The following is a 26,337-nucleotide window of genomic DNA, read 5'->3' as shown; positions in this document are numbered from 1 at the left end:
CAATCATATATCCATAATTTCTACATGTCAACAATTTCATAGATTAATTTTCTATGTAAATAATTAAAAGGAGTCAAAAATGTCGATCTATCAACGTGTTAAAGAGCTTGCTAAAAATAAAAATATTTCCATTCGCGAACTAGAGCATCAACTTGGGTTCTCCAACGGAACCATGCAAAAGTGGGACCAAACCGCTAATTCGCAAAAACTAAAAAGGGTTGCCAACTACTTCAACGTCTCCGTTGACTATCTCTTAGGAAACTCAACCGGCAATTCGGCTGACTTAGATGACCTCTCAACGATCATGATGTTTGGGGGCAAACCCATCCCAGAAGAAGACCGTGAAACAGTCGTGGAAATCTTAAGGAAACTTCGAAATGCACGAAATCATCAATAGTCTTTTTAACTATGCGTTAGATAATGACATTGCCGTTGTATACACGGACAAACTCCATCAAAATACCCAATCCTTCGCGGACGTTCGTTCCCATTCAATTGTGATTAATGCCAACTGGCAACCACGAAAACAACTTCCGTTTATCATTGCGCACGAGATTAGCCACGTCCTGCAGTGCGATCAAGATGACGCCATTCTTAGTTTTACCACTCTGATGAATCCCAAGTACGAACAGAAGGCCAACGTGAATGCCGTTAGGCTCCTAATTCCCTTCTACGCTGACAACAAGGAAATTGACCAGATTAACCTAGAGAAATTCATGGATTTATTTGCCATCCCGGATTCACTACGTGACGTATGTTTTACTGAAATTAAAGACTATGTTGATTGAAACATCAAAAAGCTCAACTTCATTTCGAAGTTGAGCTTTTCATTTACGATCATCTATTCAAATAATTTCTTAGCGGCCTTGGCCAAAATCTTCGGATTCTTATCAAATCGTGGGTTGTCCACGAGTTTTGACATTGGAACACCAGCAAAGTGGTAGGCGGCCATTTCACCAGAACGAACTGCACTTTGTTCGGTGAAGACCATTTGGTAAGGTTGTTCAACAAACTCACCGGTGAAGGCTAGGTTCGTTGAATGGTCAGGGATGACCTTGGGACGGTCAATTTTAGCCCGGTTGTTAAACAATGCCGAAGCGTATGGCATGTATACCGGAACGGAGTTGACAATTGAATACATGATTTCTTTTTCTTTATCACGGATGTTTACGGGACCTGGATCGACCTTTGAAAGCTGTCCGATCAACTCTTGAACCATTTCTTTTCCAGTCATCTTGATGTACTGCTTGTCGACGAATTCACCGCGACGATATGGATACAAGAAGTAACCCCAAAGAACGGTTTCGTTTGGCTTTTGGTCGGTGAAATGAGGTTGATGATGAACCACAATCGACATTCTCACGTCTTTTTGACCTAACGGAGTAATTGGACTCGTTGATAGGAAGGAGTTCAAAGCATTCCCAGGCAGTTGCGTAGTAATACGGGTGATTTCGTTTAAGAAGGTATGATCCTTAGTGGTTACGGTAAAACTACTCCAACCACTAGCGTTTCGGTCGGCGAAGAACTTGTCCGGATTACCTAAGTTGTAGAAGTGATTGGTGGCTTTCTTCCACAAACTTGAGGCAGCCCCATAATCAGTGTTCTCACCGGACGGGGTGTTGAAGTCTCCAAGCGTAGCCGAATCGGTGATGGAACCATTGGTGAAGAAGACCGCAGTATCATCATCGACATCAATGTGTTCATCTTTACCAGTGTCAACGTTCTCCATTTCTAGGCCCTTAACGGTAATTTCTTCGTTCATTGGAGTTTCTTTGAAGTCCCAATCATTAACCCGACGGTTCAAAACGAAGGTTACGCCTTGCTTCTTCAAGTAATTAATTAATGGTAGCATCAAACTTTCGTACTGATTGTATCGAGTTCGGTTAACCCCCACAAGCGTGTTAATTTGGGTAAATTCGTAAATCATTTGATGCATGTAACGGCGGAGTTCTTGAGCTGAACTCTGGGTACGAAAGGCAAAGGTTGTCTCCCACATGTACCAGAAGTTAGTTTGAAACATGTGAGGATCGTCCTTGAAGTAGTCAGCAATTGAGACGTTATCAAGTTCAGTCTCCTTGTCGTCTGGCATCATGATTAACTTCGTCAATAAGAGCCGGTCCTTGTTGTTAAAGCCCATTTTAGCGGAGTTAAGGATTCCCTTTTCGCCTTCCATCAAACGCGCCTTGTCGTAGGTCCGGTGTTTAGAATCAAAGTCGCGCGTGTCTTCTGCAGCAGTCATTCCCTCTTCGGTGGCTGACGGAACCCGACTTAAGAGATCCATCAAATCAACGTAGGTTCGGTAATTCAACATTCTTCCCCCACGAGCGACAAAGCCAGTCTGGTCAGATGTTTCGTGATTGCGATTCCAGTATTCATTGCCGGTCACGTCAGTCTTGGCACCATCATTTGCGCCATGGTCGTCCAAGGAATAGAAAGTGATGTTCTTTCCATCCCAGTGACCTTCTTGAATCAAGTAAACGGCGGCGGCCATGTTGGAAATGCCGGCGCCAATCATAATTGCTTTTTTCTTAGTCATATTAAACCTCCTAGATTTAAATACGTAGTAAGCACTGGTCTCTATGTTAGCAGTTTCACATATGCTTATATTTATATTATAACGTACCCAAAAGTTGGAGTGTAACTTATCAATTTGATTTAATAATTTATTTAATTAATGTTCTAATGTCAACCATTAAGCAACTCACATATCAGCCTGCGAATAGATAATTAAGGTCGTAATCTGGTACAATATAGTAGAAGAAAGGTGGTAATTACTATGCCAGAAACAGTATTTTTCAATCCCGGCGACTCACTTGGAAACTTTCACGACTATAATGATGCAGTTCGTTCTGCTCAACTTTACCGTGACAAACAAGTGGAGGCCAAAAACGTCGTAGTAGTCCATGGAAAAGACAAAAAATCATTCGATATTTTCCTTTCGGATAACGCTCAATCAGATACTAAAAATAACGATCAAACTTCGCCCTATTACGTTAATAAACGAATCTAATTAATTGATTTAATTTAATTGGAAATTACGTAATTATTAGTGTACAATTGATTATATTAAATAGCCAAACGTATGTTCGCAATTATGTAATATGTAAAAAGAAAGGAATTTTATGGCAAATTCTAAAAACAGTGTCGACGGGCGTCAAATCGAGCTCGATAAAGCACTTAGCAAGATCAAAAAAGAATTTGGGACCGGTGCTATCATGCGGATGGGTGAGTCCCCTAACCAAAACGTTGATTCCATTTCAACCGGTATTTTATCGTTAGATATTGCTCTTGGCATTGGGGGATTCCCTCGTGGTCGTGTGGTTGAGATCTTCGGTGCCGAATCATCAGGTAAAACCACGATCGCTCTTCAGACCGTTGCTGCTTTACAACAAGCTGGCGGAACGGCCGCATACATCGATGCCGAAAACGCGATGGATCCGGAATATGCTAACAGTCTGGGAGTTAACATTGACAACCTCTTGTTATCACAACCAGGAACCGGTGAAGAAGGGCTACAAATTGCCGATGCATTGGTACAATCTGGGGCCATCGACTTAATCGTTGTCGACTCAGTGGCTGCCCTAGTTCCAAAGTCTGAAATTGAGGGTGACATTGGTGATTCTCACGTTGGTTTGCAGGCTCGTCTAATGTCACAGGCACTTAGAAAATTAGCTTCCAGTATCAACAAGACCAATACAGTCGTTATCTTCATTAACCAACTAAGAGAAAAAGTTGGTGTGATGTTCGGTAACCCAGAAACAACTCCTGGTGGTCGGGCTCTTAAGTTCTACTCAAGTGTGCGACTCCGTGTTAGTTCTGGTAAGCAATCAAAGGAAGGTCAAGACGTCGTTGGTCGAGAAACCAAGATTAAAGTCGTAAAGAACAAGGTGGCTCCCCCATTCAAGACCGTTGACACTTTGATGAGTTTTGGAAAGGGTATCGAACCAATTGCCGATATGGTCAACTTAGCCGTTGACAAAGACATCGTCGACAAATCTGGATCATGGTATTCATATGGTGAAGAACGACTGGGACAGGGTCTAAACAAGACCGTAGCCAACCTGCGTGACAAACCCGAGATGGTCGAAGAAATCAAGAATAAGGTCAGAGAAGCCTATGGCATCGCCAATGATGAAGAATCAAAGGACGATAACAGTAACAAGGATACAAAATCCAAGTCAACTGACGATAAGGCCACTACTAAAAAAACAACCAAAGCAAGTACCAAAAAAGATAGCGAAACTAAGTTAGACGTTTAATTAAATGGAAAAGCATCAAATCATTATGTAATGATTTGATGCTTTTTTAATACAAATAATAATCTTGATAAAGCTTTAAACAATATTTTAATTAAATCTACATAAGTCAAATATCGAATACTCAAATGAATTTTCAGTGTAATTACACAACTATAAAAAACAATTTTTATAACTTTAAAAAATTGTTGACTTTCTATATCGTTTAATTTATATTAATTATGGTAATTAAACCTCTCACAAGAAAGGAAGATTTAATATGAAGTACTTGCTTAATTTACAAGCACAACCAAACGTGGAGTTAAAGAAGAAGCGTCGTCATCACCATCACGGAGTACGAAGTAATATCAGTGTTCAATGTGATGTTCGAAGCAATGTAAGTGTCTTCTGTCAGTAATTTAACAATAGGTGTATTTATTATGAAAACTTTGCTAGACCTCCAAAAGACTGTGGGTAAAAATGCCAAGAAGCTTGTTGGCGGGAAAAAAGATTCTCATATTAGTGTTATGGGATGTGGCAACAACAGCAATATTAGTATTATGTGCAAATAATACTATAGGAGCATTTCATGAAACCTATTCTGCAATTACAACAACTTGATAATGTAGCATTAAGAAAAAAGCACCGAAAAGGACGTAAGGGTTCTCATCTGAGCGTTGGATGCACAATTAACAGTGACGTTAGTATTCTTATATGCAAGAGATAAGAGAGCCCTAATAGGACTCTCTTTTTATTTTAAACTTAAAGGATGTAGTTATGGATTTAAGATATTTAGATTATTTAAAAAAAGGATCATTATTTTATCAACCCACCACAGCCGAAACAAACAGTTTAATTTATAAAGTTACTATTCACGACAAGGATAAATGGAATCATCATATCGATAAAAATTGGAATTATTTTATCAATAAAAATAGACAACTGCCAAACCAAGGGTGGAAAATTCATGTAACATCTCCCATTGATTACGCGCAAAAAACATTGGACCAAATCACACCGTATTTGATAGAAAATAACATTTCTTTTAAATTTGTTCCTACCAAAAAAGAATTAATTATGAAAAATTCAAAATATGGTGATCGATCTGCATGTGGAAAATTCATAACAATTTACCCCAAAGATGAAGATCAATTTATTCAACTATTAAGTCCCCTAACTGACCTAACCAATGACATCCCCAAGGGTGCATATATTTTAAACGATAAACAGTGGTACAATTCCAACATCTTCTTTAGGTATGGGGGATTTATTGGAATGCCAATGGTACATGATGGAAAAACGATCATGGGAATCAAAAATCCAAATGGAGAGTTAGTGCCAGACTTAAGGGTTCCATACTATAACGTTCCCTCATTTATTTCTGAACCAAAAGAAATTAAAAAAATGGATAAAATACAAACGATTGAATATTCCAAAATTGATTTAACTAAATTCAAACGCTATGAGGTTATTTCCGCAATTCACTTTAGTAATGGTGGCGGCGTCTATCAAGTCACAAAAGATGGTAAAAATTATGTAATGAAGGAGGGGCGAAAACAGTCTGGAATTGATGCACAAGGGAATGATGGTTTTTTCCGTGTAAAGAATGAATACAATACCCTAAAAAAATTAAATGGGATTAACAGAACAGTTAAGGTCTATGATTATTTTGAGATATGGGAAAATAATTACTTGATTGAAGAATTTGTTCCTGGAAATTCATTATCCGATTTCATTCCAGAAAACTTTCCTTTCTCATACGAAAAGAATCGAAATGAATATTTAAAACTTATAGATCAATTAATCAAACAATTAAAAGTGGCAATCACAGAAGTTCATCAGGCTGGTTTTGCTATTGGTGACTTAAATCCAAATAATATTATGGTTACTCCTAACAATAACATTAAACTAATCGATTTTGAGACTGCTACCCTCCTCTCAAATGAATATCATCCAGAACTACAAACTATGGGATACGTTAATTCTAAAATTAGTGACTTTAAAAGTGCTGATTGGTTTGCTTACATGAGGATCTCAAGATTTTTGTTACTACCGATTGAGTTCGTTTCTGATTTGTCTTTAAAAATTGAAGAAAATCAAAATAAATGGATAACAGATTATTTTGGAGAAAAAGCACTTGATATATTACAAAATACAGAAAAGAATTGTAAAAATTTCATTCCAAAATTAAAGAACATTTTCGACGTCCCAAAATTTGAAATCAATATAAAAGCAGTAGACAAACTCATCAATGGGTTAAAAACCGGAATAATTGAATATTCATCAAATCAAAATGATAGTTTTTCAGGTGGTGACATTAGACAATTTATTGACAAGCTTGGAAAAGTTAACATCGCTAATGGTGGTTTTGGAATACTAATGGCATTAAATCGGAGTAATACAAAGTTAACAAAAGAAATCAATTGGGCTAATAATAGCAGCAAAAATCTTATTAGCCACTTCAATGAAGACACCAGTCTTGGACTATTTAATGGTATTTCAGGAATCGCGTCTATTTTAGATGATTTAAACTTACAGGAACATTCAAACCAATTTCTTGAATTTATACTTGATCAAAAAAATAGAATTTTAAAAGAAACAGATTACACTCTTTACTCTGGATTAAGCGGAATTGGTTTAAGTTTACTAGCCTTCTTTAAAAAAAATAATAATAATAAATTTTTAGAAATGAGTAAATTAATCGCGATCCGCTTAAATACATTATTTATAAATGGTTCGGGAACTCAACCAGATGATGAAGATACCATTCCTTATGGATTAATGAATGGATGGTCAGGCGCGAGTTTATTTTTATTACTACTATTTGATGTAACAAAAAACAAAGAAACTCTGAAAAATGCCAAAGATATGTTGAATTTTGAACTAGATAAAAACATTGAAATTTCCGACTCACAATCTGCAGAGATTTTGGATAATTCAATTGGTTTTCCCAGAATACTTCCATATCTGGGAGAAGGAGGAGTTGGTGTCGGATTAGTATTGAGCCAATTTATTAGGCGCTTACATGAATTTCAAAACGAAAAATATTTAAACCTTCAAGAACAATTCACTAAAAATCTCCAAACTTACTGCACATACTCATCTGGACTAACCAGAGGGATCAGTGGAATTATCCTTATAGGAATTGATAATAAAAACAAATTATCCGACATCGATAAATTAGTCCAGTCATTAGAAAACTATCTGCTTGTAGATTCTAATAATAATATTATGTCACCCGGAACATATGGATATCGTTTTTCAAATGATTTGTTTACTGGAAATGCTGGTCTAATGACTGTCTTACAAGGCATTAAAGATAATAACGCTTGGAAATGGATGCCAGTGCCTAAATCTGTCTTAAATCAACTGTTTCTTTCCTAATCAAAATTAAATTAATGTCATCGTATAAAATCATTTATTATGATTAATTCTTAAATAAATTAAAAGTAGGAAAATAATGAAAAAGACAAAAATTAATTTCATTAAACTAGATGCCGGCTTCTTCGTTGGACTCGGTTTAAGTCTGATTGGAACAATAGTTTCTTTATTTATTCCCCTATTAATTGGTAAGGCTATCAACATTAAATCGTTACTCAGTCAAAAAAATAATACGTGGACAATTATTGGAATTTTGGCCTTGCTAATTTTTAGTGCCATTTTTACAGCAATTAGTGGATATTTGCTTAGTCGTTCAGGAGCCAAACAAATTGCAAATATTCGCACTCGTATTCAAGATCATCTTCTTTATTTACCAACTACCTATTTTGATAACCAATTAAGTGGAAAACTTTCTAGTAGAGTTATTAATGATGCCTCAATAATTCAAAACTTTACTACTGAAATAATCCCCTCTTCAATTAGTGGGATAATTACTGTGGTAGGAACATTTGCAATTTTATTTTCACTTGATTGGAAACTATCTTTACTTATCTTAATTGCATTTCCACTAGACGCGATGGTTACCATCCCAATTGGAATAATTGATGAGAAGGTTTCAATTAAATCTCAAGAGAAACTAGCTCAAATGAATGAAACCAGTTCTGAAAGTCTTAGAAACATTCGAGCGGTTAAATTAAATAACGCAGAACATAGTATCCAAAATAAATTCAAAAAAGATGTAAATGCTCTTTATCATTTATCACTAAAAATGAATGCAATTTTTGCTATAACAGGTCCAATTCAAACCATGTTTGGACTTTTATTGATTATTATAATCATTTGGTACGGTGGTGTTCGGGTATCAGCTGGAACTCTTTCCATTGGAACCTTAGTCGCTTTTCTAATGTATCTATTCCAAGTAATTGGACCAATTAATGTCATAGCTGATTTCTATGCAAGCTACAAGCAAGCAAAGGGAGCAACAAAACAAATTACTAAAATCTTACAGTTAAGTCCAGAAAATAACTATAAAAATCCTGTTATTAAAAACACTTCAAAAAATTCTGTTATTAAATTAGAAAATGTATCTTTCTCTTATGAAAATCACCTAGTACTAAGTAACGTTTCAATGGATTTTACTCCTGGTGATAAAATTGCAATCGTTGGTCCCTCAGGCGCTGGGAAAACCACTATTATTAATTTATTAACAAGACTTTACCCAATCCAATATGGAAAACTTTTGTTTGATGACAATGACGCTTCTAATTTTTCGATTTCGCAATGGCGTTCGCTTTTTGGAGTAGTAACTCAAGATAACACTATTTTTTCTGGAACATTTTATGATAACTTAGTTCTTGGTTTAGTAAATATCCCAAGCAAATCAGAAATATTAACAGCAATTAAAATTGCTGATTTAGAAAATTGTGTATCATCATTACCAGATGGAATAAAAACAATCATTGGTGAACAAGGACTTAAATTATCTGGAGGACAAAGACAACGATTACAAATTGCTAGAGCATATTTAAAACATCCTAAATTCCTAATTCTTGATGAAGCAACTTCTAGTCTGGACTCTGATTCTGAACAATTAGTAACACATGAAATTGATAAGATGATGACCGGCAAAACAATTATTGCCATTGCACACAGACTTTCAACCATTATAAATGCCGATAAAATATACTTTCTAGACCGTCACAAAATATTAGGCTTTGGAAACCACGAAGAATTAATGAATCGAGTTCCAGAATATCATCGCTTCGTAAATGAACAATTCATTGATAAAAACTAAAAAAGCATCAAATCATTACATAATGATTTGATGCTTTTTTAGTTTGTTATTTAATTACGCTTTTCTCATTAACTTACTACTAACATAGTAGATAATGGCAATCACAATCATAGAAATGAAAGTGGCTCCAACCGTCGCCTTAATAATTGGCAACATGTTTAACGCAATGTACAATACCACCCCGATGGCGATACATAACATCGCAAACCAGTTAATTCCATTTTTGTACCAATACTTTCCAGCAGGTGTTTTCAGAGCCTTCAAATCGTATTTCCCATCTGACAAGCCAAAGTAATCAACCACCAAGATGGCAATAATTGGACCAAGGAACATCCCGGTATAGTTCAGAAATGCGGTAAAGGCATCGAGGAAACTACCGTTAATCAAAGGAACCAGTGTCAAAATCATGGACAAAATGGTAACGATAAACAGTGATTTATTCAAACTAATCTTAGGAATTAGGTTATTTAGAGCGGATCCACCAGACTGAATGTTGACGGCGTTGGCAGTCATACTGGTCAAAACAATGACAACCATCGCAATAACCCCTAGTCCCAATTTATTAGCAACCGTACTAGGATCGGAGTTATTAGGATTGAAGACTCCGGACGTCAAGGCAACACTCAGCGTCGTGCACAGACCGATGATGACAAAGCTGACCATCCCAAGAATGGCACCAACGTACGGAGCTTGGGTGGCAATGCGTTTACTGGAAGTGAACCGGGTAAAGTCAGCTCCACCAACTACCCAGCCAAGCGCAGCTGCAGCAATCGTATCGAGGGCAACCCCAAATGGCATCCGGGCTTTCATTGGAACTTGATACTTGGCAATCTGTGAAAACGAAACGTCACGAAAGACCACGATGACTTCGATAATCACAAAAATAATTACCAAAATCACTCCAATTCGTTCGATAATTTGAACGGACTTGGGACCAGCAATAATACTAAGTAAGTGCAGAATGCTCATGATGATAATTCCAACAATAATCCCAAAGTAACCGCCGGGTTGACCAAACAACGCCCAGCCAAACATACTGTGAAACAGATACGCAAGGGAAGTAGCGGCGATAAACGTATTAACGGCCGTCCACCCCATAAAGAGCGTCAGATTAATGACTGATGGCACGACACTTCCCCGAATTCCAAAGGGAGCTCTGGACAAGATCGTGGTCGATGCCCCCGTTTGATATCCCATGTAGCCCACCATGCTCAAAAACGCGAAGGCAATTGCCGAAGCAATGACGGCGGAACTAATTCCGCCAAAGAAACCAGCGGCGGCAATCACGCCACCAATGAACCAGGTTCCGTTGTTAGCGTTCGCTCCGAACCACGTGGCAAACATATCCCAATAATTCATGTCTCGTTCGGAAATTGGGATTGACTCAAATGCATATTTCTTATTTCGCTCCATTTTATCCTCCAATTATTAACGACTGGTTTGGTTTACTGTCTGATGGTCGTATTTGCAACTTATTTCAAGTATACCACTGAAAGAATCCTTCACAACGAATAATTCGAACGCCTCCTCAATTACTAAAATTCTGAATTACATTAGGCAAATCATTAAGTTACCACAAATTCTATCATTCGTTTTTCTTTGAATCAATTAAGTTGGTTAGCTAATATTGTTCGTTTTCTATGAAAATAAAAACGCCAATCATTTTTGACTGACGTTCTTATTATTTACTTCTTAGCTCTAACCCGCTGCAAAGTATTATTTGATAGCAGGTATAAATATTCGTCTTTAACCAGTTTGCCCAAGATATCTGATAAAGCAATCCCATAGATATTTACCTGACCACGATACTGGTCAATGATCTTCTTGACACTTTCATCCGGCTTCTTCGGATTAACGAAATCGGTCTTGTAATCAAACAGAACGGGTCCATCGTCTAAATCAAGATAACCATCAATAATTCCGTGGACCAACAACTTTTGTTTTGAATCGTTTTCAAATTCAGAGAAGATTTGGTCGGCTGAAACCAGCAGTGAAAACGGAACTTCCCGATGAAGTTGATCGGGATGAGCCTTAATTAGTTTGCCTAGGTCACTTTGATAAAACTCGACAACCGAATCAACGTTGACCTTTTTGGCAACCTCCGGCGTAATTAACTTATCATTAATCAGCTGCGCCAAGAGTTCTGAAACCGTCTCGTGATTAACTGGTTCTTTGACGTTAATCTTCTGCAAAATCAAATGCGTTGCCGTTCCAATCTCCATCGAGTTGGGTTGTCCGACTGATTGCATGAACTGCGGCTGCATAAACGTTGAGTTATTGTATCGCGTTCGCCTTAAAATCATGTTACGACTTTCGGCGACACTTCCCAGCTGAATGTTGTCCGGATCATCAAACAATCGTTTGATTTCCGAAACGGACTGATAGGCAGTGGTGGTAGTAGCTGCTTTGTATGGATATTTGAACCCCATAATCTGCTTAATTTGTGATTGATCAATTTGATCAGCTGGAAATTCCTGTTCCTCTGTGGCCGACTTTGTTTCGGTCGTCCCAGGTTGCTTCAAATCCTTTGCCGTCACAAATTCGACCTTAAAGTTCGTCGGATCCTTCGCCAAAACGTGGGTGGCGTCAACTTTTCCACGGTCCTGATAGTAGTTTGGGTGACGAGCAAGGGCCGCCCCAATCCAGTCCATAAAGTTATTCGCACTACTTCTCGTGGACTGATTTAAGACCAGGTCTGAACTCTGATAAGCGCGTTCCCACTTCTTGGTCTCATCTTCAACCGACTTCTTATTCTTAACAATCCCAGTGATGTAGAGTTGTTGCTCAGCCCGGGTCAGTGCAACGTACAACTGCCGCATCTCTTCGGCTAGCATACTGTTGTACTCTAGATCATTAATGGCCACGTACTGCAAACTGGGCAAAAGTTCATGCTTTCTTTGGTCTAAGTATTTAACCCCAATTCCCAATTTATTATTGAAAATGTAGTTTCCCCGGCTGTCAGAGTTATTGAACTGTTTGGTAGCGTCCATCAAAAAGACCACCGGAAATTCCAGCCCTTTGCTACCGTGAATCGTCATGACGTGGACCGAGTCGGTCTCAACTTCTGCAGGGGCCTCCGCTAAATCGTCATCCTTGTCCTGCAGTCGTTTCACAAACTGCACGAAGGCAAACAAGCCCTTAAAACTACTCTTTTCGTATTCAGCGGCCCGTTCGTACAAAGCGTGCAGGTTAGCCTGGCGCTTCTTTCCAGCTGGCATCCCACCAACGTAGTCCAAGAAACCCGTCACACTGTAAATGTGCCAGATCAAGTCCGAAAGCTCATGCTTTGTCGCAAAGTCCTTAAAATCATTCAGTTGGTCCAAGAACAACTGCACTTTTTTGGAAACCAAGTTCCCGAATTCGGTTGGTTCCTGTGTCGGATAGTTGTGGTAGAAATCAAGAAGCGACGTGAAATAGTCACCAGTCTTATGGTTAATTCGCAGATAAGCCATCTCATTTTCATCCATTCCCACGATTGGCGAACGCAGGACAGCCGCGAGCGGAATATCTTGATAAGGATTATCAATAATCTGTAAGAGTGACATCATAATCTGAACTTCAGTGGTTTTAAAGTAGCTCTCGCCACCATCAATTGAAAGTGGGATCTGTTTTTGGGCAAATTCCTTGGAAATATCTAAATTGTTCTTACGGGTTGGTTCCAAGATGGCAATATCACCGTAACGAATGTCACGCATCTCGTGCGTGGCCTTGTCGTAGATCTGTATCTTCTTTTTCATTAAGTCCTGGATTTGATCGGCGACCATTTTAACCTGACCTTCAGAACTACTGTCTGGTTCAAGGGTCAGATCGTCGTCATCATGGTCTGAATCATCAACGTACATCATGATATTGGCGTTTGATTGAACGTCGTCACCGTAGTAAGTGGCCCCGTACTTCAACTTGGCGTTGCCGGTATAGTTCATCTCACCAAGACCCCGGTCCATGATTTGAGAAAAGACTAAGTTGGTAAAGTCATCGACGTTTTTGGCCGAACGGAAATTATCGGCCAAAACGACCGCCGTATCCGGATTATCGGATTCTTGATAATCGTCTAGTTTTTCCAGAAACATCCCGGGATCGGCCAACCGGAAACGATAAATCGACTGCTTGACGTCTCCTACCATAAACATGTTCTCATGTTTCGGATTCTTCATGGCGTTTAAAATGGCGTCTTGAAGACGATTATTATCCTGATACTCATCAACCATGATTTCATTAAAGTAGTTCTGAAACTGATGTTGAATTTCAGGACTGTCCTTGCCCTTCCCCGTCAAAATGTTTAACGCAAAGTGCTCAATATCAATAAATTCGTAGGCGTGCTTTTGTTTTTTGACCTCAGCATAGCGCGTCGAAAACGTCTTAACGACGTCCACTAATTTGTTAACGATGGTTTCAGAATGATGAATCACATCTAGATTGTTTGCCTGTTTGGCAAAAAAGTATCGATTGGTAAGGTTCTTTTTGATCGTATCATCAGCATTTTTACGCAGTTCCATGGCTTGTTTCTTGAATTCTTTTTGGGAATCATCCACCTTTTTCCGAGACATGGTTCCCAGTTTAAAATCATGAAATACATCATAGAGAGCATCCCAGTCCGCCGTTTTCAACCGATCGTAAATCTGATTCAACTTTTTAATGTCAGCTTCAACCAAATCGGCCCGATCAGACATGGCACCGTTTAAAAATTCCTGACGGGACTGTTCAAGTAAACTAAGGGCCTGCTTCATTTTGTTTTGAAGTTCTGGGAGGAGGTACTTCTGGTAAAACGCACTCTGAGTGATACTACCGTCCATCTGGTACAAGCCTGAAAGCTTATCTAACCACGCCACTGGATCTCGATCAACGTTTGCGAAATCATAAAGTCCCAGAACTACGTCGGTTAAACCGTCGTCACCCCGATCACTTGAAAAATTGCGGGTTAATCTGGCAAATGACCCATCCTCATCGTCTCCGTACAGGTTTTCGCGCACGTCTTCCCAAACGGTATCCCGGAGCATCTCCAGCTCCGTTCGGTCGGCCAAAATCCGAAAGTTGGGATCTAGGTCAATGGCGTAGTAGTACTTCTGGACCAACCACTGACAAAAAGCATCCATCGTTGAAATGTGGGCCACTGACAACTTCCGAATTTGTTTGACCAAGTTTCGTTTTTGTGCATTGTCACTGGCCTGATTAATTTGATCCTGGAGACCCTTTTTAATGCGGTCCTGCATCTCCTTAGCAGCGGCCTTCGTGAACGTCACAATCAATAGATGATCGACGTCAACGCCGTGTTCAACCTTATTTAAGACTCTTTGAACCAGCACCCGCGTTTTTCCCGAGCCAGCCGAGGCCGACACTAGCGCATTTCCCGGGAACTTTTCCGTAATAGCTTTTTCTTGTTCGGGGGTAAAATTCATACTATTGTTCGCCATTATCACGTACCTCCTTTCTTAAGAAGTCAATCACGTCCTTGTTGTTCCCCATGTCTTTCACAATTCGATAGTTATTTTCAGTTAATAATGGGTCAAACTGCATCACCGGTTTATAGGGAGAATAAATAATCTTGGATTGGTCTTTATACTGAGACGGTTCCAATTTAATGTTTCCGGCAAAAATCTGCTTACCGGCATTCTTAATCCGATCCTCAGTCCGCTTCAGTAAGAGGTCCAAGTCACGTGGTTCAACAATGCTGGTCTTGACCGCATTACTGTATAAATCACCCTTGCTGGTAAACTGATAGGGATAAATATTACCGGCATCGTCAATGTTATTGACCATGTCTTTTAACATACTGTCGTTATTAACCAAGAGGCCCGTGTACTTATGAGCCTTCATCAATGCGGCTTCCAGCTGCTTCGGATCATCAAAATTCTTAACGTCTTGCGGCTTCAAAATCGGGTCAAAGATGTGCATGTAGAGCGCTCCCGCTAACTTCACCTTGTCAGTAGTAGACAGCTTGTCCTGATTTCGTAGCAACGCATCAAGGTAAGTCATCATCTGCATCCGCGTTCCGTCATAGGCTTCCGACAAATCAATCTTCTTTTCACCAGATTTATAGTCGACCACTCCAAGATATTCAGTCCCATCAATGAACATCTGGTCAATCCGGTCAATTCGACCCCGCACGTTCACCGAGTGCTGACTGCCTAAATCAAAGTTCAGACCGTCAATGCCATTTGGTTTTCCGGGTTCACCAAAGATGACCTCGGTGTTTTTCGGCCGCATCTTGGTGTAATGGGACTGGTCTCTAAGTGCCGTCGCCATCTGAATCACGGTTTGAACTAACTGCCTAGCAATGTACTCCATCCGGTTGGAACTCTTCAGAATTTCGTACTGCAGGTTCGGGTCGTTTTCAATAATGGTATCTGTGATTTCAGTTACCATGTTTTTAATCTGTTCGTTGGTTAACTTAGTAATGTCAATGTGTTCGGCATTAATCTTCTTGACCAGTTCATCAAGAGACTCGTGGTAGAACGTTCCCGTACTACTGGGATCAAGGTTAAACTCGTCTCGTTCTCTTAGTCGCAGTCCATACTTCAAAAAGTATTCGTACGGATCATAGTAGAATTCTTCTAGCTTAGAAATGGAGGTATTAATCGTGTTCCCGTACAGACCCGTCACAATTTGTGGCTTCAAAGAAACTGGCACGTTCTCATACGTCAGACTGCCAAGTAACTTCTGCGTGATGGTCCGCATCGTTGGGTCATTTTCAAGGTTCGCTTTAATCTGATTCCAAGCCGGACTCAATTTTTTACCACTAACCTTCGCATCGAGTGCGGCCTTGACCAAAAACTTCAGGGTGGCACGCTTGGAACCAATGAACTGCCGAACATCATTAGAATCAGATACTGGCGTCCCACTTACATGTTGCTCTTTTAGGTTAAAATGATCCCTAATTCTGGCGATGTACGGTGAGATGGACTGAGTCACGTCTTCCTTTCCGCCACCCAAGTTGTATGAAAAGACCAATTTATCAGATGGAGTCATGAAAGCTAAATAATTTAAATAGGGTTCGTTGACCATCTGAGTCTCACTGTTGTCATTTAAATACTGGTCATCAGTAAAGTGATCATTCATCTGGTCACGATCAGCGTCATTAAAAAGACTATTGTTTTCAATCGTGGCTGGCATGCTATTGTCGTCAGCTCCCATTACAAAGGTCACTTTTTTATCGTTCAATTGGACTAGTCCGGTTTCAGAGATTGTGACCTGATCCAAGGTTGATGGAATCTGGGAGTACGAAGCACCTTCAAAACCAGCCTTTAAGAGGTCCAGGAAGGTGTCCATCTCAAAGGGATGATCACCCAAAAAAGTAACAAAGTCGTCCAGTAAACCGCACAGCGTGTTCCAAACTTGTTCCGACTGACCAGCTTCCTGTAGGTCACCACGTTCAGTGGCATGATCCTGCCAGTGTTTTAGTTCATTAATTACACCATTTTCATCCAAAAATTGGTACAGCAGGTTGGCAGCATCTTTTCCCGTCTTGGCTTGCGCCATTTTCTTATAAAATGGTGGTAACGTTTCTTTTACAAAGTGGCGAATGACGTTGATGTCAGTGGAGATTTCCTTATTTCGATTTGACACAATCCCCGTATCATTATCAGAAACGGTGGCGTACTCCCAGTCTTCGTCCTGAGTCCAGCGTTTCCCCTCGTAGCCATTCTTTAGGACTAAATTTTCACACAACGAAAGACAGCGGCGGTAACGGTCAATGTTCATCGGCTTTCCGTCTTGATCCCTTGGCAGTAACAATTCTGACTTTAGTAATCGCATCACATCGTCGTAGCGGTAATTCCGTTTCCGATCGGTACGATAGATGGAAAACAACGCGTCAATTAGTTCCACTAAGGGATGATTGTTCATGTGTTTCTGAATGTCTACGAAATATGGAATTTGTTGCATCTGAAAAATGGGATCAATGACGTTTTGATACTTGTCCAAATGTCTGGTAACCACCATGAAATCGGAGTAACGAAAGCGTCCCGTGGCAACCATCTGACGAATCATGGTCGCAATGTTCATCAACTCGTCATAATTGGAATCAGCCCGAAAAAGTTCGAGGTCCGAGTTGCCATTCGTGTTCGGCAAAATTGGGAAGCCCACTTGACTACTTGAAATCCAGTAGTCCTCTAGTTCCTTAATGCCGTCACTACAACGACAGTCGCCCGCGTACTGATCGGTCATGATTTTGACCCCAATTGCCTTAGCGTACTGGTACAACTGATTGTATAGTCTTCCCGAACGCAAAAAGAAGGCCGAGTTATCGGGCATTTCATTTGGATACGAACGGTCCAAGTTGAGGTCAATCGTAATGTCTTTAGCCTTATCAATCAACGTTTTAACGATATCTAGTTCCGAAGCGGAAAACTGCGAGAAACCACTGATGTAAAAATGCATCTGGGACAGGTCAGTGTTCAGCAGGTACTGGTTTAACATTGTCAAAGTCTGTGAGCTGTAGACATATTTTCCGTCCGTTTTTTTCAAGAATTCGCGATAAATCACACTACTGTCTTTCAGTTTCCCCTGTAACTCGGGATTAATCGTTCCAGGATCAAGATCAGCAATCTTATCCAACGTATCGGGGTCAATCTTGCCCTGCTGCAGTTCGTTAATCTGATCAGCCACCTGCGAAATAAATCCTGGTTGGGCTCCCTCGCCCTTAAATACGGATAATTGTTCCTGTTGATTTTCAATAATCTGGAAAATGATCATGTTGATGGCATCTTTTGAAAGCCGAGGTAGTTGATACTCCTTACTGTTGCCGAGAAAATACCACATCAATCGTGAAAAGGAAAAGACCTGGACCCGTGTCTCAGCAAACGTGCTCTGCTGCTTATGATTCAATTGTTTCAGCGTCCCTAGTTCGGACTCAAACTTGATGTGATTCGGTACCAAATAAAAATAAGCATCATTTGGATGTTGCTGCATGGACTGATCAAGATCGCCGACCACTTTTTTAAAATGATCGTTACTGGCTTTGCCTAAAACAAATTGTAGTGCCATTATGCTTTCCTTTCTGAACGCTCCTCAATGAGTGCTTGTGACTGATTGATAAATTTCTCGTTCACGATTGCGTCAATTACAAAATGTGCAACCGTTTCATGGGAAACGTCTCCAACCGGAACGGACTTTCCCTCTTCAATCGTATGACCATCGTTGTGTTTGGTATTAACTACGTTAACCAAGCGAAACACGGTGTAGGGGATTTCCGATTCATCAATGACTTTTACGGCGTACTGCTGCTGCTTTAAAAACTCGGAAACGTCGTCAACCCCGGGGTAATCCAGCTTTCCGTCAACTTCTTTGTCAATGCCCGCTACCGAGAGAAAAATGACTCGTTTTAGTTGAAGGCGGTGCGAATAAATCACGGAAAACAACGCTTCCATGTCCAAATCGACGTCCATCGGTCCCAAAAAAGAAACCACGATATCAACATCCTTTAAGTGTCCCTGATACGTCCGTTCCTTAGTAAAATCGCCCGCGGTAATCTCAAAAACCTGAAATTTATTACTTCTATTAAAATAGTTAAAGACCATTTGTTCGGCCGGAGTATTTCCTAATAATAAAATCTTCTTCATCTCTAAAACTCCATTCATACTCTAATTCTAACAAACATGTCAACGGACGTTAATGCACGATTTTTGCACTGTAATTAGGATCGTTCGTGATTTGACACATTTTAACTTTGTGTTATCCTATTATCGTAATTCGTTTTTGAAAAACCGAATATTAATTTGATAGGAGTTGTGGAAATGGCTAATCGAATTGCCTCGTTTTTTCACTTTCAGGAATTAGGGACTAACTTTATGCGTGAAACGGTTGCGGGAGTTACGACTTTTGTTTCCATGGTGTACATTTTATTCGTAAACCCGAACGTTTTGGGTGCCGCAGGAATGGATAAAGGTGCCGTCTTTACGGCAACGGCCCTCGCCTCTGCCTTTGGCTGTTTCCTAATGGGAATCATCGCAAACTATCCGTTTGCATTATCCGCCAGTCTGGGGCTCAACGCCTTCTTTGCGTACTCCGTATGTATTGGGATGAAGATTCCATGGCAGACCGCACTAGCCGGCGTGTTTGTCGCTTCGATTCTTTTTGTCATCTTGACCTTGCTCAAGTTGCGAGAAAAGATCATCGATTCGATCCCATCTGACTTAAAGTCAGCCATTGCGGGTGGGATTGGCCTGTTCATTGCCTTTTTAGGGTTAAACAATGGTGGACTAGTGGTTGCCAACAAGTCCACGCTGGTTGGACTTGGTTCGTTCAGTAACCCACTCACTTTACTGACGGTTGCCGGCTTAGTCATCACCTTGTTCTTGATGGCCGCTAACGTCCCAGCCTCAATCTTCATTGGGATGGTTGCTTCAGCCGTAATTGGAGTCCTTTTCGGATTAATCAAAATGCCTACCGGAATCGTCTCGGCGGTTCCAAGCATTAAATCCACTTTCCTAGTAGGATTATTCAACGTTGACAAGATCAACACGCCCCAGTTAATTGTCGTCGTGCTGACGTTCCTTTTGGTAACCTTCTTTGATACCGCCGGAACGTTAGTTGGGTTAGCCGAACAGGCTGGTTACATGAAAAACAATAAAATTCCACGAATTGGCCGCGCTTTAGGTGCCGATTCGGTTACCATGCTGGTTGGGTCACTTCTTGGAACTTCGCCAATGGGTGCCTACGTCGAATCTTCAGCTGGAATCGCGGTTGGTGGTCGTTCTGGCTTTACTGTCATTGTGACCGGAATTCTGTTCTTGTTGGCAATGTTCTTCTCACCACTTTTGACCGTCATTACCAGTCAAGTCACCGCCCCGGCACTAATTATCGTCGGAATCTTGATGGCCAAGTCACTTGGTAACATTCACTGGAACAAGTTTGAAGTGGCAGCCCCAGCCTTTCTGATCGCAATTGGAATGCCACTAACGTACAGTATCTCTGACGGAATTGCACTTGGTTTCATCGCCTATCCGATTACCATGATTGCCGCTAAACGTGGCAAGGAAGTCGGTTGGATGATGTATTCGTTAGCAATTATCTTCCTAGTCTTCTTGTGGATCTTAAACGTAAAATAACAAAAAGCCCCAAAATGAATTTGAAAGTTCATTTTGGGGCTTTTTTAAGAAATGGTAATACTAAGTTTTTTACCTAACGCCGTCGCAATTTTTGAAAGCGTCTTTACACTAACGTTATCACCCTTTTCAACGCGGTTAACAGTTGACTGAGGAATTCTAGCCTTTTTAGCAAGTTCTCTTTGAGAATATCCCGCATCTTTCCGTGCTTTCATAACTGAAACAGCAACTTCTAATTTGCCTTCTTCTTTTTGAACCCTACTTCTAAAGCCGGGTTCTTTTTTATCTCTATCTAAGACATACTTTTCTAACTTATTCATTATATTCTCTCCTTATCAAGTACATATTTATTTTTTGTTCTTTTTCCACTTGCAAGATTTTTGTATCTTTTTCGTAAATATATAGGTAAATAATTTTTTCAAAACAATTAAGCCAATTTCATTGTAACCGCTTCCGAATGGATTATACTCAAGGTGAGATCCGAGTTAGCTAACTGATTCTCATAGTTATTTGGTCACTAAAGTTTAATTCAAGTTTATTTATAATAAGGGAGAGTTATTATGGCATATGAGACTGTAAATCCATTTAACAACGAAACAATTAAGACTTATCCAAACGCTACCGACGCAGAATTAGAGCAAGTCCTAAAAACTGACGAAGCGCTTTATCAAAAAACGAAAAAACAAGACATTAAAAAACGAGCTAAAATCCTTCACAACGTTGCCAAGGCTTTGCGTGACAACAAGGACGATCTAGCTAAGACCGCTACCATTGAAATGGGCAAGTTGTTCCGCGAATCTCAAGGTGAAGTTGAACTTTGTGCCATCATTGCTGATTGGTTCGCCGACCACAGCGAAGAATTGCTTCAACCAAAGGCCATCTCTTCAATCGTAACTGGTGAGGCTGAGGTTCACTACCATGCCCTCGGGACGTTAGTCATGGTTGAACCATGGAACTTCCCTTACTACCAGATCATGAGAGTCTTCGCTCCCAACTTTATGGTCGGAAACCCAATGATTTTAAAGGATGCATCCAACATTCCTGCTTCAGCTCAATTATTTGCGGATGTTATTAAAAAAGCTGGCGCTCCAGAAGGTGCTTTAACCAACATGTTCCTGTCTTATGATCAAGTTACCAAGGCCATCGAAGACAAACGAGTTCAAGGAGTAGCACTAACTGGCTCTGAACGTGGTGGTTCATCCGTTGCCGAAGCTGCTGGTAAGAACCTCAAGAAAAACTCAATGGAACTGGGTGGAATGGATCCATTCCTGATTCTAGATGACGCTGATTTAGACAAAGCGGAAGACATTGCTTGGCGGGTTCGTCTCTATAACGACGGTCAGGTCTGCTGTTCTGACAAACGTTTCATCGTCATGGACAACGTTTACGACAAGTTTGTTGAGAAATTAAAGGAAGACTTCAGCAAAGTTAAAATGGGCGATCCAATGGACCCATCCACAACGCTTGCTCCAATGAATTCCAAGAAAGCTAAGGACAAACTTCAATCCCAAGTTGATGCCACCATTAAAGCCGGCGCTAAGGTAGTCTATGGCAATGAACCAGTTGATCTCCCAGGCCAATTCTTCATGCCAACCATTCTTACCGACATCGACAAGTCTAACCCTGGCTACACCACTGAATTCTTTGGTCCAGTTGCTTCGGTCTACAAGGCCCACAGTGAACAAGAAGCCATTGATCTTGCAAACGACAACCCTTATGGACTAGGTGGGATTGTCTTCTCTGGCGATCCCCAACATGGCGCCAAGGTTGCCGACCAGATTGAAACCGGGATGGTCTTTGTTAACAACTTCCTCGCTTCCCTTCCAGCATTACCATTCGGTGGTGTAAAAGGTTCTGGTTATGGTAGAGAAATGAGTGACATTGGACAAATGGCATTCGTCAATCAACAATTGATCGTTACCGCTCAAGAACCAGATATGCATAACCTGGCAGGTGCACTGGTTGCCACTGATCCTGAAAAATAAATCAAACTAAGAATGAACTTAAATAATTCATCCTTTTTAATAAAGAAGAGTCTAGATCGTTTGATCTAGGCTCTTCTTTATTTTTAAATTTGAACGTTAGAGAATTGGTGACAACAAACGGCTAAAGTGCTGCTTGAAGTTTAACCACCATGATTCCGATTCAAACATCTTTGTTGTTTGAAGGGTACTATTCTTCAAGTCCTCTTCAAAAATTGCTCCCATTTGTTTTCCAAATGCTTCATCATAGGTAAACGAATTAATTTCGAAGTTTAGTTTAAAACTACGATAATCCATGTTAGCGGACCCAACTGAGACAATTTTATCATCAACGACAACCGTTTTAGCGTGCATAAAGCCGTTATTGTAGTAGTAAACTTTGACCCCCAGTTTGGTTAACTGACGTGCATAGTACTGGGTGGCACGGTATACGAACGGATGATCTGGCATGTCTGGCACAATGATTTGGACGTCCACTCCTGACATGGACGCAATCTTCAGGGCGTCTAAGACCGATGGGTCAGGGATTAAATATGGCGTAGTAATCTGGACCTTGTGCTTGGCCATCTCAATCATCTTGATGTAACCAATCTTAATCTGTTCCATACTGGTATCAGGACCACTGGAAACAATTTGCATGACCGCTTCGCCGTCGGTATGAATGATTGGATAGTACTTCTTGATCATTTCTGGGTTGTTGGGATTAATTTGGAGTTTCCCATCAGTGGCGTTCCAATCCAAAATAAACTGGGACTGGAGTCCATAAATGGCGTTTCCGTGAATTCGAATTGAACAGTCCTGCCAATTGCCAAACTTCTTACTCCAACCCATGTACTGGTCGCCGATGTTAAAGCCACCGACGTAAGCATGCTCACCATCAATCACTAAAATCTTGTGGTGATCTCGAAAGTTAACCCGGAAATCAAAGAAATTAGAGTGGGTGTGTAGAAATGGATAAGCATGACCACCCGCCTCAAACAGCGGTTTAAAGAACTTCTGCGTGGTTCCCATTGAACCCCATGAGTCATAGATGACCCGGACGTCGACGCCTTCTTTGGCCTTCTCAACCAACGCAGCTAAAACTTTTTTCCCAATTTTATCAGCATAAAAAGTATAAAATTCTAGATTAATGGAACTTTTAGCGTTCTTAATGTCAGAAAACATCTGATCCATCAACTTGTCACCGTTAGTGAAAACATCGATTTTGTTGTTATCGTAGAGTGGAGAAGTATCAGAATTCATAAACATGCGAACCATATTAGCTGATTCCCACGCAATCTTCTTTGACTGCGTGTCAGCATCCTTTGGTTTTTTAAGCATTGCTTTTTCTTCACTAAGTTCATGTCTCACGTGTTTTTTCACGCTACCCTTTAACCGGAAGAACTTACTCTTGGGTAGTTTTCTTCCAAAAAAAGCGTAGATAATGAAACCTAGTAATGGTAGAAATACCAGTACTAAAAGCCATGCCCACGTTGCGGCGATGTCTCGTGGTTGCCTGAACACGGTAATAATCGCAAAAATCGCATTACCGATGACGATAATATGCCAAATTAACATCCAATCAATTGCCATTGTAGATCCTCCTAGGTTTTATACGTTTATAATACATAATTTTAAAAAACTTTGCTTACTTTTTTGCTAACGATGGATTAAAATGATATGTACTTCGCATGAAATAGCAGGTGATGAAAATGAATTCTTACTTTGTCCTCGGACTACATGGTGTACACAGTTTTTCGATTCTTCATCGATTAGTCAACGCCTTGATTGCCAATCCGCAGGTCGCAACCATGGTCTTTGCCGCCATAGTCATCGCAATCTTAGTCTATCAATTGTTTTTGAAAAAATAAAAGTGTTTCATAGTTGGCGATTAGTAAACATCGCTCACAACTATGGAACACTTTTTTATGTTTCATTTATATCGATAATGATGATTAATTGTACTCTGAACGCGTTGATTGATGATTAATAAGAATGCCAAACTGGAGAAAAGCAGTATCAGCATCGGAAAGTAATCGATGGGGAGACTAATTAGTACCAAAGATAACGATCCAAATATCATAAATTCAACGACGTACAATCCAATTTTTAAAAACCACTTCATCTTACTCTCCCACCTATTCTACTGCTTGTTTAATAATTATTGATGCAAATTATACAAGCAATATAAATCGGTGTCTACCGCTTAGTAGCGGTGTTTTGGAATTTTAACCCGCTGTTAAATGGATTGTAATAGTGTATAATGTCACAAACACTTTTTTCATGCCAAAACAACGAATGTAAATCTAAAAAAGAGGTAAATTACTGTGAAACGAACTTACGTTAAAACCAAAAATGGAATATTTACGCGTTTTTACCAATAACATTTTGTGATCAATAACTGTCCTAGCTATGCATCCCAATAACGATTCATTAAAGTATGAAGCCATTGTACTGGCAGCTGTATATCAATGCGACTGCTTTTTTATAATTATATATTATCATATGGAATAAAATAATCCATAAAAAAACACCCTCCACATCAGAAGGATGTTAAATCAATTTTTATTGTAATGAATCCCATGGATCCAACTTGATTGGAGCCTTCTTCAAGACCTCTTTTTGAGTGTGTTTTAGATAACTCTTCTTAACAACCACTTCGTAAACGAAATCCTGCATCCATTCGTCGGTCATTGCGAAGTAACCATCGTCTCCAACCTTCTTGCCCCAACTGTTTTCAACTTTCCACTTCGTTGGAACGTCGTTGATTAAATCAACACCAGCCAACGTCATGGCGTGGGAAACTTCAGCTTCGTGATACTTGAGACGTTCAGCCTTGGTCATGGTCATGTTTACATCAAATAAGGCAGATTGACGGTAGAGCTTGCTATCCAAGTAACCCTTTTGTCGACTCATCTGATGCAAAACATCATTTCCAAACCAAACGGTCTCGCCATCTTTAAGTTGTTTAATGGCGGCTTCCTTCAGTTCGTCCATTGGGGCGTTCAAGAACTCAATCGGCATGCCACCCTCAACGTTGTTTTGACTTGGAAGGGAATACATCTCATCCATCTTCTTATCAGGTGAGTTGGTCAAAACGACGTAATCGTTTAAGTCAACGCCAATGTACTTGTCGTAAAATTGCTTGGGAGTCAAACCCTGATCTAAATGATACTTCTTATCGTCATCACGATATTCAAGGTCAAAAGTCTTTGGTGGAACACCAAACGAATAGGCGGTCATTCGGTAGACCTCTGTCATCATCTTCTGTTTCATTTGGTTGATATCGTCGTCTGAGGCATCAGAATTAACCAAGTCTCTGAGGACCATCCCGTCGTGACGTAACTTTCGATCCATCACCTCATCGTAGTCGGTGGTGTCATCGGTGACGGCCGTTTCTGGAAAAGCCTCTTTGGGCATAACGCCGTACTTTTGGACCAGTGCCGCTGCCATTGCCCATTGGCCACCGTCTTCACCCGGCATGCTCAAGTAAAAGTCAACATCCCGGTCACTCGTTGGGCGATCAGCCAGTGCAATCATCCGGTCGTAAAACATGTTAGCCCGTTCAATCTTGTCCCAGAAGAACAGATAGTTTTGGGATAACTCAAAGTCTTTCTTGTTATACTTAACCGCAAATTTGTGTCTCAAAGTATTTAACAATGAAAATAGCCAACAGCGGCCACTGTGTTTCTGATTAGAAACCGTTCCCGTATCAATGTCAATTGAAAAGGTGCGGTTTAAGCGGACTGCGGTCTTAGGATCTTCAGAAGCTTTATCAATCCCGTTAGTCATGATGGCCCGTGAGATCACTTCATTTTTAGGTTGCACTTCCAGATCGGCCTGCATTTGATCAACGTCATCTGGTGTAATTGGGTGGTTAAATTCTGTCATTATTTTTGTCCTTTCTTTCGATTAATTAGTTA

General features: G+C 40.2%; 21 protein-coding genes. 12 read left to right on the top strand and 9 right to left on the bottom strand.

Annotation, left to right across the window (positions count from 1 at the left end):
- The first annotated feature begins 79 nt into the window (after nucleotides 1–79).
- Together AC6UDB_RS05515 and AC6UDB_RS05510 are read left to right on the top strand one after the other, a co-directional pair.
- Nucleotides 80–397: a helix-turn-helix domain-containing protein gene (locus AC6UDB_RS05515; RefSeq protein ID WP_500706025.1), complete on the top strand. Its 318-nt coding sequence runs from the start codon at nucleotides 80–82 to the stop codon at nucleotides 395–397.
- Nucleotides 378–788 (top strand): ImmA/IrrE family metallo-endopeptidase, encoded by a 411-nt coding sequence (locus AC6UDB_RS05510; protein ID WP_500709379.1) that lies wholly within the window; start codon nucleotides 378–380, stop codon nucleotides 786–788. The genes AC6UDB_RS05515 and AC6UDB_RS05510 overlap by 20 nt, the downstream gene beginning before the upstream one ends.
- 53 nt (nucleotides 789–841) lie before the next feature.
- Here the strand turns inward: AC6UDB_RS05510 and AC6UDB_RS05505 are convergent, their stop codons facing one another.
- A complete protein-coding gene (locus tag AC6UDB_RS05505; RefSeq protein WP_500709378.1) occupies nucleotides 842–2,536 on the bottom strand; it encodes an oleate hydratase in 1,695 nt (564 codons plus the stop codon).
- Between the two features lie 240 nt (nucleotides 2,537–2,776).
- Here AC6UDB_RS05505 and AC6UDB_RS05500 point away from each other — a divergent pair, with 240 nt between their 5' ends.
- The 7 genes from AC6UDB_RS05500 to AC6UDB_RS05470 all read left to right on the top strand — a co-directional run bounded on the left by AC6UDB_RS05500 (nucleotide 2,777) and on the right by AC6UDB_RS05470 (nucleotide 9,411).
- Nucleotides 2,777–3,010 (top strand): hypothetical protein, encoded by a 234-nt coding sequence (locus AC6UDB_RS05500; RefSeq protein WP_500707565.1) that lies wholly within the window; start codon nucleotides 2,777–2,779, stop codon nucleotides 3,008–3,010.
- A gap of 112 nt (nucleotides 3,011–3,122) precedes the next feature.
- Entirely contained in the window at nucleotides 3,123–4,259 is a 1,137-nt protein-coding gene (gene recA / locus AC6UDB_RS05495; protein ID WP_500709377.1) for a recombinase RecA, read from the top strand.
- Nucleotides 4,260–4,515: 256 nt separating this feature from the next.
- The gene (locus AC6UDB_RS05490) at nucleotides 4,516–4,653 is read left to right on the top strand and encodes a hypothetical protein (RefSeq protein ID WP_500694268.1); all 138 of its coding nucleotides are present in this window, start codon (nucleotides 4,516–4,518) and stop codon (nucleotides 4,651–4,653) included.
- A 22-nt stretch (nucleotides 4,654–4,675) separates the two neighbouring features.
- On the top strand, nucleotides 4,676–4,807 hold the full coding sequence (locus AC6UDB_RS05485; protein WP_500694267.1) for a class III lanthipeptide: 132 nt from the start codon (nucleotides 4,676–4,678) through the stop codon (nucleotides 4,805–4,807).
- Nucleotides 4,808–4,824: 17 nt separating this feature from the next.
- Nucleotides 4,825–4,962 carry a class III lanthipeptide gene (locus AC6UDB_RS05480; protein WP_500709376.1) on the top strand — a complete coding sequence of 46 codons (138 nt, stop codon included), beginning with the start codon at nucleotides 4,825–4,827 and terminating at the stop codon, nucleotides 4,960–4,962.
- Nucleotides 4,963–5,012: 50 nt separating this feature from the next.
- Nucleotides 5,013–7,619 carry a class III lanthionine synthetase LanKC gene (gene lanKC / locus AC6UDB_RS05475; protein ID WP_500709375.1) on the top strand — a complete coding sequence of 869 codons (2,607 nt, stop codon included), beginning with the start codon at nucleotides 5,013–5,015 and terminating at the stop codon, nucleotides 7,617–7,619.
- 76 nt (nucleotides 7,620–7,695) lie between these two features.
- On the top strand, nucleotides 7,696–9,411 hold the full coding sequence (locus tag AC6UDB_RS05470) for an ABC transporter ATP-binding protein (protein WP_500709374.1): 1,716 nt from the start codon (nucleotides 7,696–7,698) through the stop codon (nucleotides 9,409–9,411).
- A 54-nt stretch (nucleotides 9,412–9,465) separates the two neighbouring features.
- On the opposite strand, the gene AC6UDB_RS05465 is transcribed toward AC6UDB_RS05470, so the two are convergent.
- From AC6UDB_RS05465 to AC6UDB_RS05450, 4 genes are all read right to left on the bottom strand, one after another.
- The gene (locus tag AC6UDB_RS05465) at nucleotides 9,466–10,824 is read right to left on the bottom strand and encodes a cytosine permease (RefSeq protein ID WP_500709373.1); all 1,359 of its coding nucleotides are present in this window, start codon (nucleotides 10,822–10,824) and stop codon (nucleotides 9,466–9,468) included.
- Between the two features lie 272 nt (nucleotides 10,825–11,096).
- Nucleotides 11,097–14,822 (bottom strand): helicase-exonuclease AddAB subunit AddA, encoded by a 3,726-nt coding sequence (gene addA / locus AC6UDB_RS05460; RefSeq protein WP_500709372.1) that lies wholly within the window; start codon nucleotides 14,820–14,822, stop codon nucleotides 11,097–11,099.
- Nucleotides 14,809–18,393 carry a PD-(D/E)XK nuclease family protein gene (locus tag AC6UDB_RS05455; protein ID WP_500709370.1) on the bottom strand — a complete coding sequence of 1,195 codons (3,585 nt, stop codon included), beginning with the start codon at nucleotides 18,391–18,393 and terminating at the stop codon, nucleotides 14,809–14,811. Before AC6UDB_RS05455 ends, addA begins: the two co-directional genes overlap by 14 nt.
- Nucleotides 18,393–18,968 (bottom strand): NAD(P)H-binding protein, encoded by a 576-nt coding sequence (locus AC6UDB_RS05450; RefSeq protein ID WP_500709369.1) that lies wholly within the window; start codon nucleotides 18,966–18,968, stop codon nucleotides 18,393–18,395. Before AC6UDB_RS05450 ends, AC6UDB_RS05455 begins: the two co-directional genes overlap by 1 nt.
- A gap of 174 nt (nucleotides 18,969–19,142) precedes the next feature.
- Between AC6UDB_RS05450 and AC6UDB_RS05445 the strand changes: the two genes are divergently transcribed.
- Nucleotides 19,143–20,456, top strand: a complete 1,314-nt coding sequence (locus tag AC6UDB_RS05445) for an NCS2 family permease (protein ID WP_500709368.1) — start codon at nucleotides 19,143–19,145, stop codon at nucleotides 20,454–20,456.
- A gap of 44 nt (nucleotides 20,457–20,500) precedes the next feature.
- Here the strand turns inward: AC6UDB_RS05445 and AC6UDB_RS05440 are convergent, their stop codons facing one another.
- Nucleotides 20,501–20,773 carry a helix-turn-helix domain-containing protein gene (locus tag AC6UDB_RS05440; protein WP_500709367.1) on the bottom strand — a complete coding sequence of 91 codons (273 nt, stop codon included), beginning with the start codon at nucleotides 20,771–20,773 and terminating at the stop codon, nucleotides 20,501–20,503.
- A 240-nt stretch (nucleotides 20,774–21,013) separates the two neighbouring features.
- Here AC6UDB_RS05440 and AC6UDB_RS05435 point away from each other — a divergent pair, with 240 nt between their 5' ends.
- The gene (locus tag AC6UDB_RS05435) at nucleotides 21,014–22,438 is read left to right on the top strand and encodes an NAD-dependent succinate-semialdehyde dehydrogenase (protein WP_500707558.1); all 1,425 of its coding nucleotides are present in this window, start codon (nucleotides 21,014–21,016) and stop codon (nucleotides 22,436–22,438) included.
- 96 nt (nucleotides 22,439–22,534) lie between these two features.
- On the opposite strand, the gene cls is transcribed toward AC6UDB_RS05435, so the two are convergent.
- Entirely contained in the window at nucleotides 22,535–24,007 is a 1,473-nt protein-coding gene (gene cls, locus AC6UDB_RS05430; RefSeq protein WP_500709366.1) for a cardiolipin synthase, read from the bottom strand.
- A 119-nt stretch (nucleotides 24,008–24,126) separates the two neighbouring features.
- Between cls and AC6UDB_RS05425 the strand changes: the two genes are divergently transcribed.
- Complete coding sequence (locus tag AC6UDB_RS05425; RefSeq protein ID WP_500709365.1) at nucleotides 24,127–24,285, top strand: hypothetical protein; 159 nt, start codon at nucleotides 24,127–24,129, stop codon at nucleotides 24,283–24,285.
- Nucleotides 24,286–24,347: 62 nt separating this feature from the next.
- On the opposite strand, the gene AC6UDB_RS05420 is transcribed toward AC6UDB_RS05425, so the two are convergent.
- Together AC6UDB_RS05420 and AC6UDB_RS05415 are read right to left on the bottom strand one after the other, a co-directional pair.
- Entirely contained in the window at nucleotides 24,348–24,539 is a 192-nt protein-coding gene (locus AC6UDB_RS05420; RefSeq protein ID WP_500694254.1) for a hypothetical protein, read from the bottom strand.
- A gap of 440 nt (nucleotides 24,540–24,979) precedes the next feature.
- Nucleotides 24,980–26,305, bottom strand: coding sequence for a C1 family peptidase (locus tag AC6UDB_RS05415; protein WP_500709364.1), 1,326 nt, complete (start codon nucleotides 26,303–26,305; stop codon nucleotides 24,980–24,982).
- Nucleotides 26,306–26,337: the final 32 nt, after the last annotated feature.

The sequence above is a fragment of the Fructilactobacillus sp. X3R2C1 genome (assembly GCF_059901235.1).
This window is presented reverse-complemented; position numbering and strand designations above follow the sequence as displayed.

Bases quoted from the DNA above. Each gene is read 5' to 3' on its own strand.
- AC6UDB_RS05415 (WP_500709364.1), bottom strand. From the start codon at position 26,305: ATGACAGAATTTAACCACCCAATTACACCAGATGACGTTGATCAAATG.
- addA (WP_500709372.1), bottom strand. From the start codon at position 14,822: ATGGCGAACAATAGTATGAATTTTACCCCCGAACAAGAAAAAGCTATT.
- AC6UDB_RS05470 (WP_500709374.1), top strand. From the start codon at position 7,696: ATGAAAAAGACAAAAATTAATTTCATTAAACTAGATGCCGGCTTCTTC.
- recA (WP_500709377.1), top strand. From the start codon at position 3,123: ATGGCAAATTCTAAAAACAGTGTCGACGGGCGTCAAATCGAGCTCGAT.
- AC6UDB_RS05425 (WP_500709365.1), top strand. From the start codon at position 24,127: ATGAATTCTTACTTTGTCCTCGGACTACATGGTGTACACAGTTTTTCG.
- AC6UDB_RS05500 (WP_500707565.1), top strand. From the start codon at position 2,777: ATGCCAGAAACAGTATTTTTCAATCCCGGCGACTCACTTGGAAACTTT.
- AC6UDB_RS05465 (WP_500709373.1), bottom strand. From the start codon at position 10,824: ATGGAGCGAAATAAGAAATATGCATTTGAGTCAATCCCAATTTCCGAA.
- AC6UDB_RS05435 (WP_500707558.1), top strand. From the start codon at position 21,014: ATGGCATATGAGACTGTAAATCCATTTAACAACGAAACAATTAAGACT.
- lanKC (WP_500709375.1), top strand. From the start codon at position 5,013: ATGGATTTAAGATATTTAGATTATTTAAAAAAAGGATCATTATTTTAT.
- AC6UDB_RS05480 (WP_500709376.1), top strand. From the start codon at position 4,825: ATGAAACCTATTCTGCAATTACAACAACTTGATAATGTAGCATTAAGA.
- AC6UDB_RS05515 (WP_500706025.1), top strand. From the start codon at position 80: ATGTCGATCTATCAACGTGTTAAAGAGCTTGCTAAAAATAAAAATATT.
- cls (WP_500709366.1), bottom strand. From the start codon at position 24,007: ATGGCAATTGATTGGATGTTAATTTGGCATATTATCGTCATCGGTAAT.
- AC6UDB_RS05440 (WP_500709367.1), bottom strand. From the start codon at position 20,773: ATGAATAAGTTAGAAAAGTATGTCTTAGATAGAGATAAAAAAGAACCC.
- AC6UDB_RS05505 (WP_500709378.1), bottom strand. From the start codon at position 2,536: ATGACTAAGAAAAAAGCAATTATGATTGGCGCCGGCATTTCCAACATG.
- AC6UDB_RS05510 (WP_500709379.1), top strand. From the start codon at position 378: ATGCACGAAATCATCAATAGTCTTTTTAACTATGCGTTAGATAATGAC.
- AC6UDB_RS05450 (WP_500709369.1), bottom strand. From the start codon at position 18,968: ATGAAGAAGATTTTATTATTAGGAAATACTCCGGCCGAACAAATGGTC.
- AC6UDB_RS05445 (WP_500709368.1), top strand. From the start codon at position 19,143: ATGGCTAATCGAATTGCCTCGTTTTTTCACTTTCAGGAATTAGGGACT.
- AC6UDB_RS05490 (WP_500694268.1), top strand. From the start codon at position 4,516: ATGAAGTACTTGCTTAATTTACAAGCACAACCAAACGTGGAGTTAAAG.
- AC6UDB_RS05455 (WP_500709370.1), bottom strand. From the start codon at position 18,393: ATGGCACTACAATTTGTTTTAGGCAAAGCCAGTAACGATCATTTTAAA.
- AC6UDB_RS05420 (WP_500694254.1), bottom strand. From the start codon at position 24,539: ATGAAGTGGTTTTTAAAAATTGGATTGTACGTCGTTGAATTTATGATA.
- AC6UDB_RS05485 (WP_500694267.1), top strand. From the start codon at position 4,676: ATGAAAACTTTGCTAGACCTCCAAAAGACTGTGGGTAAAAATGCCAAG.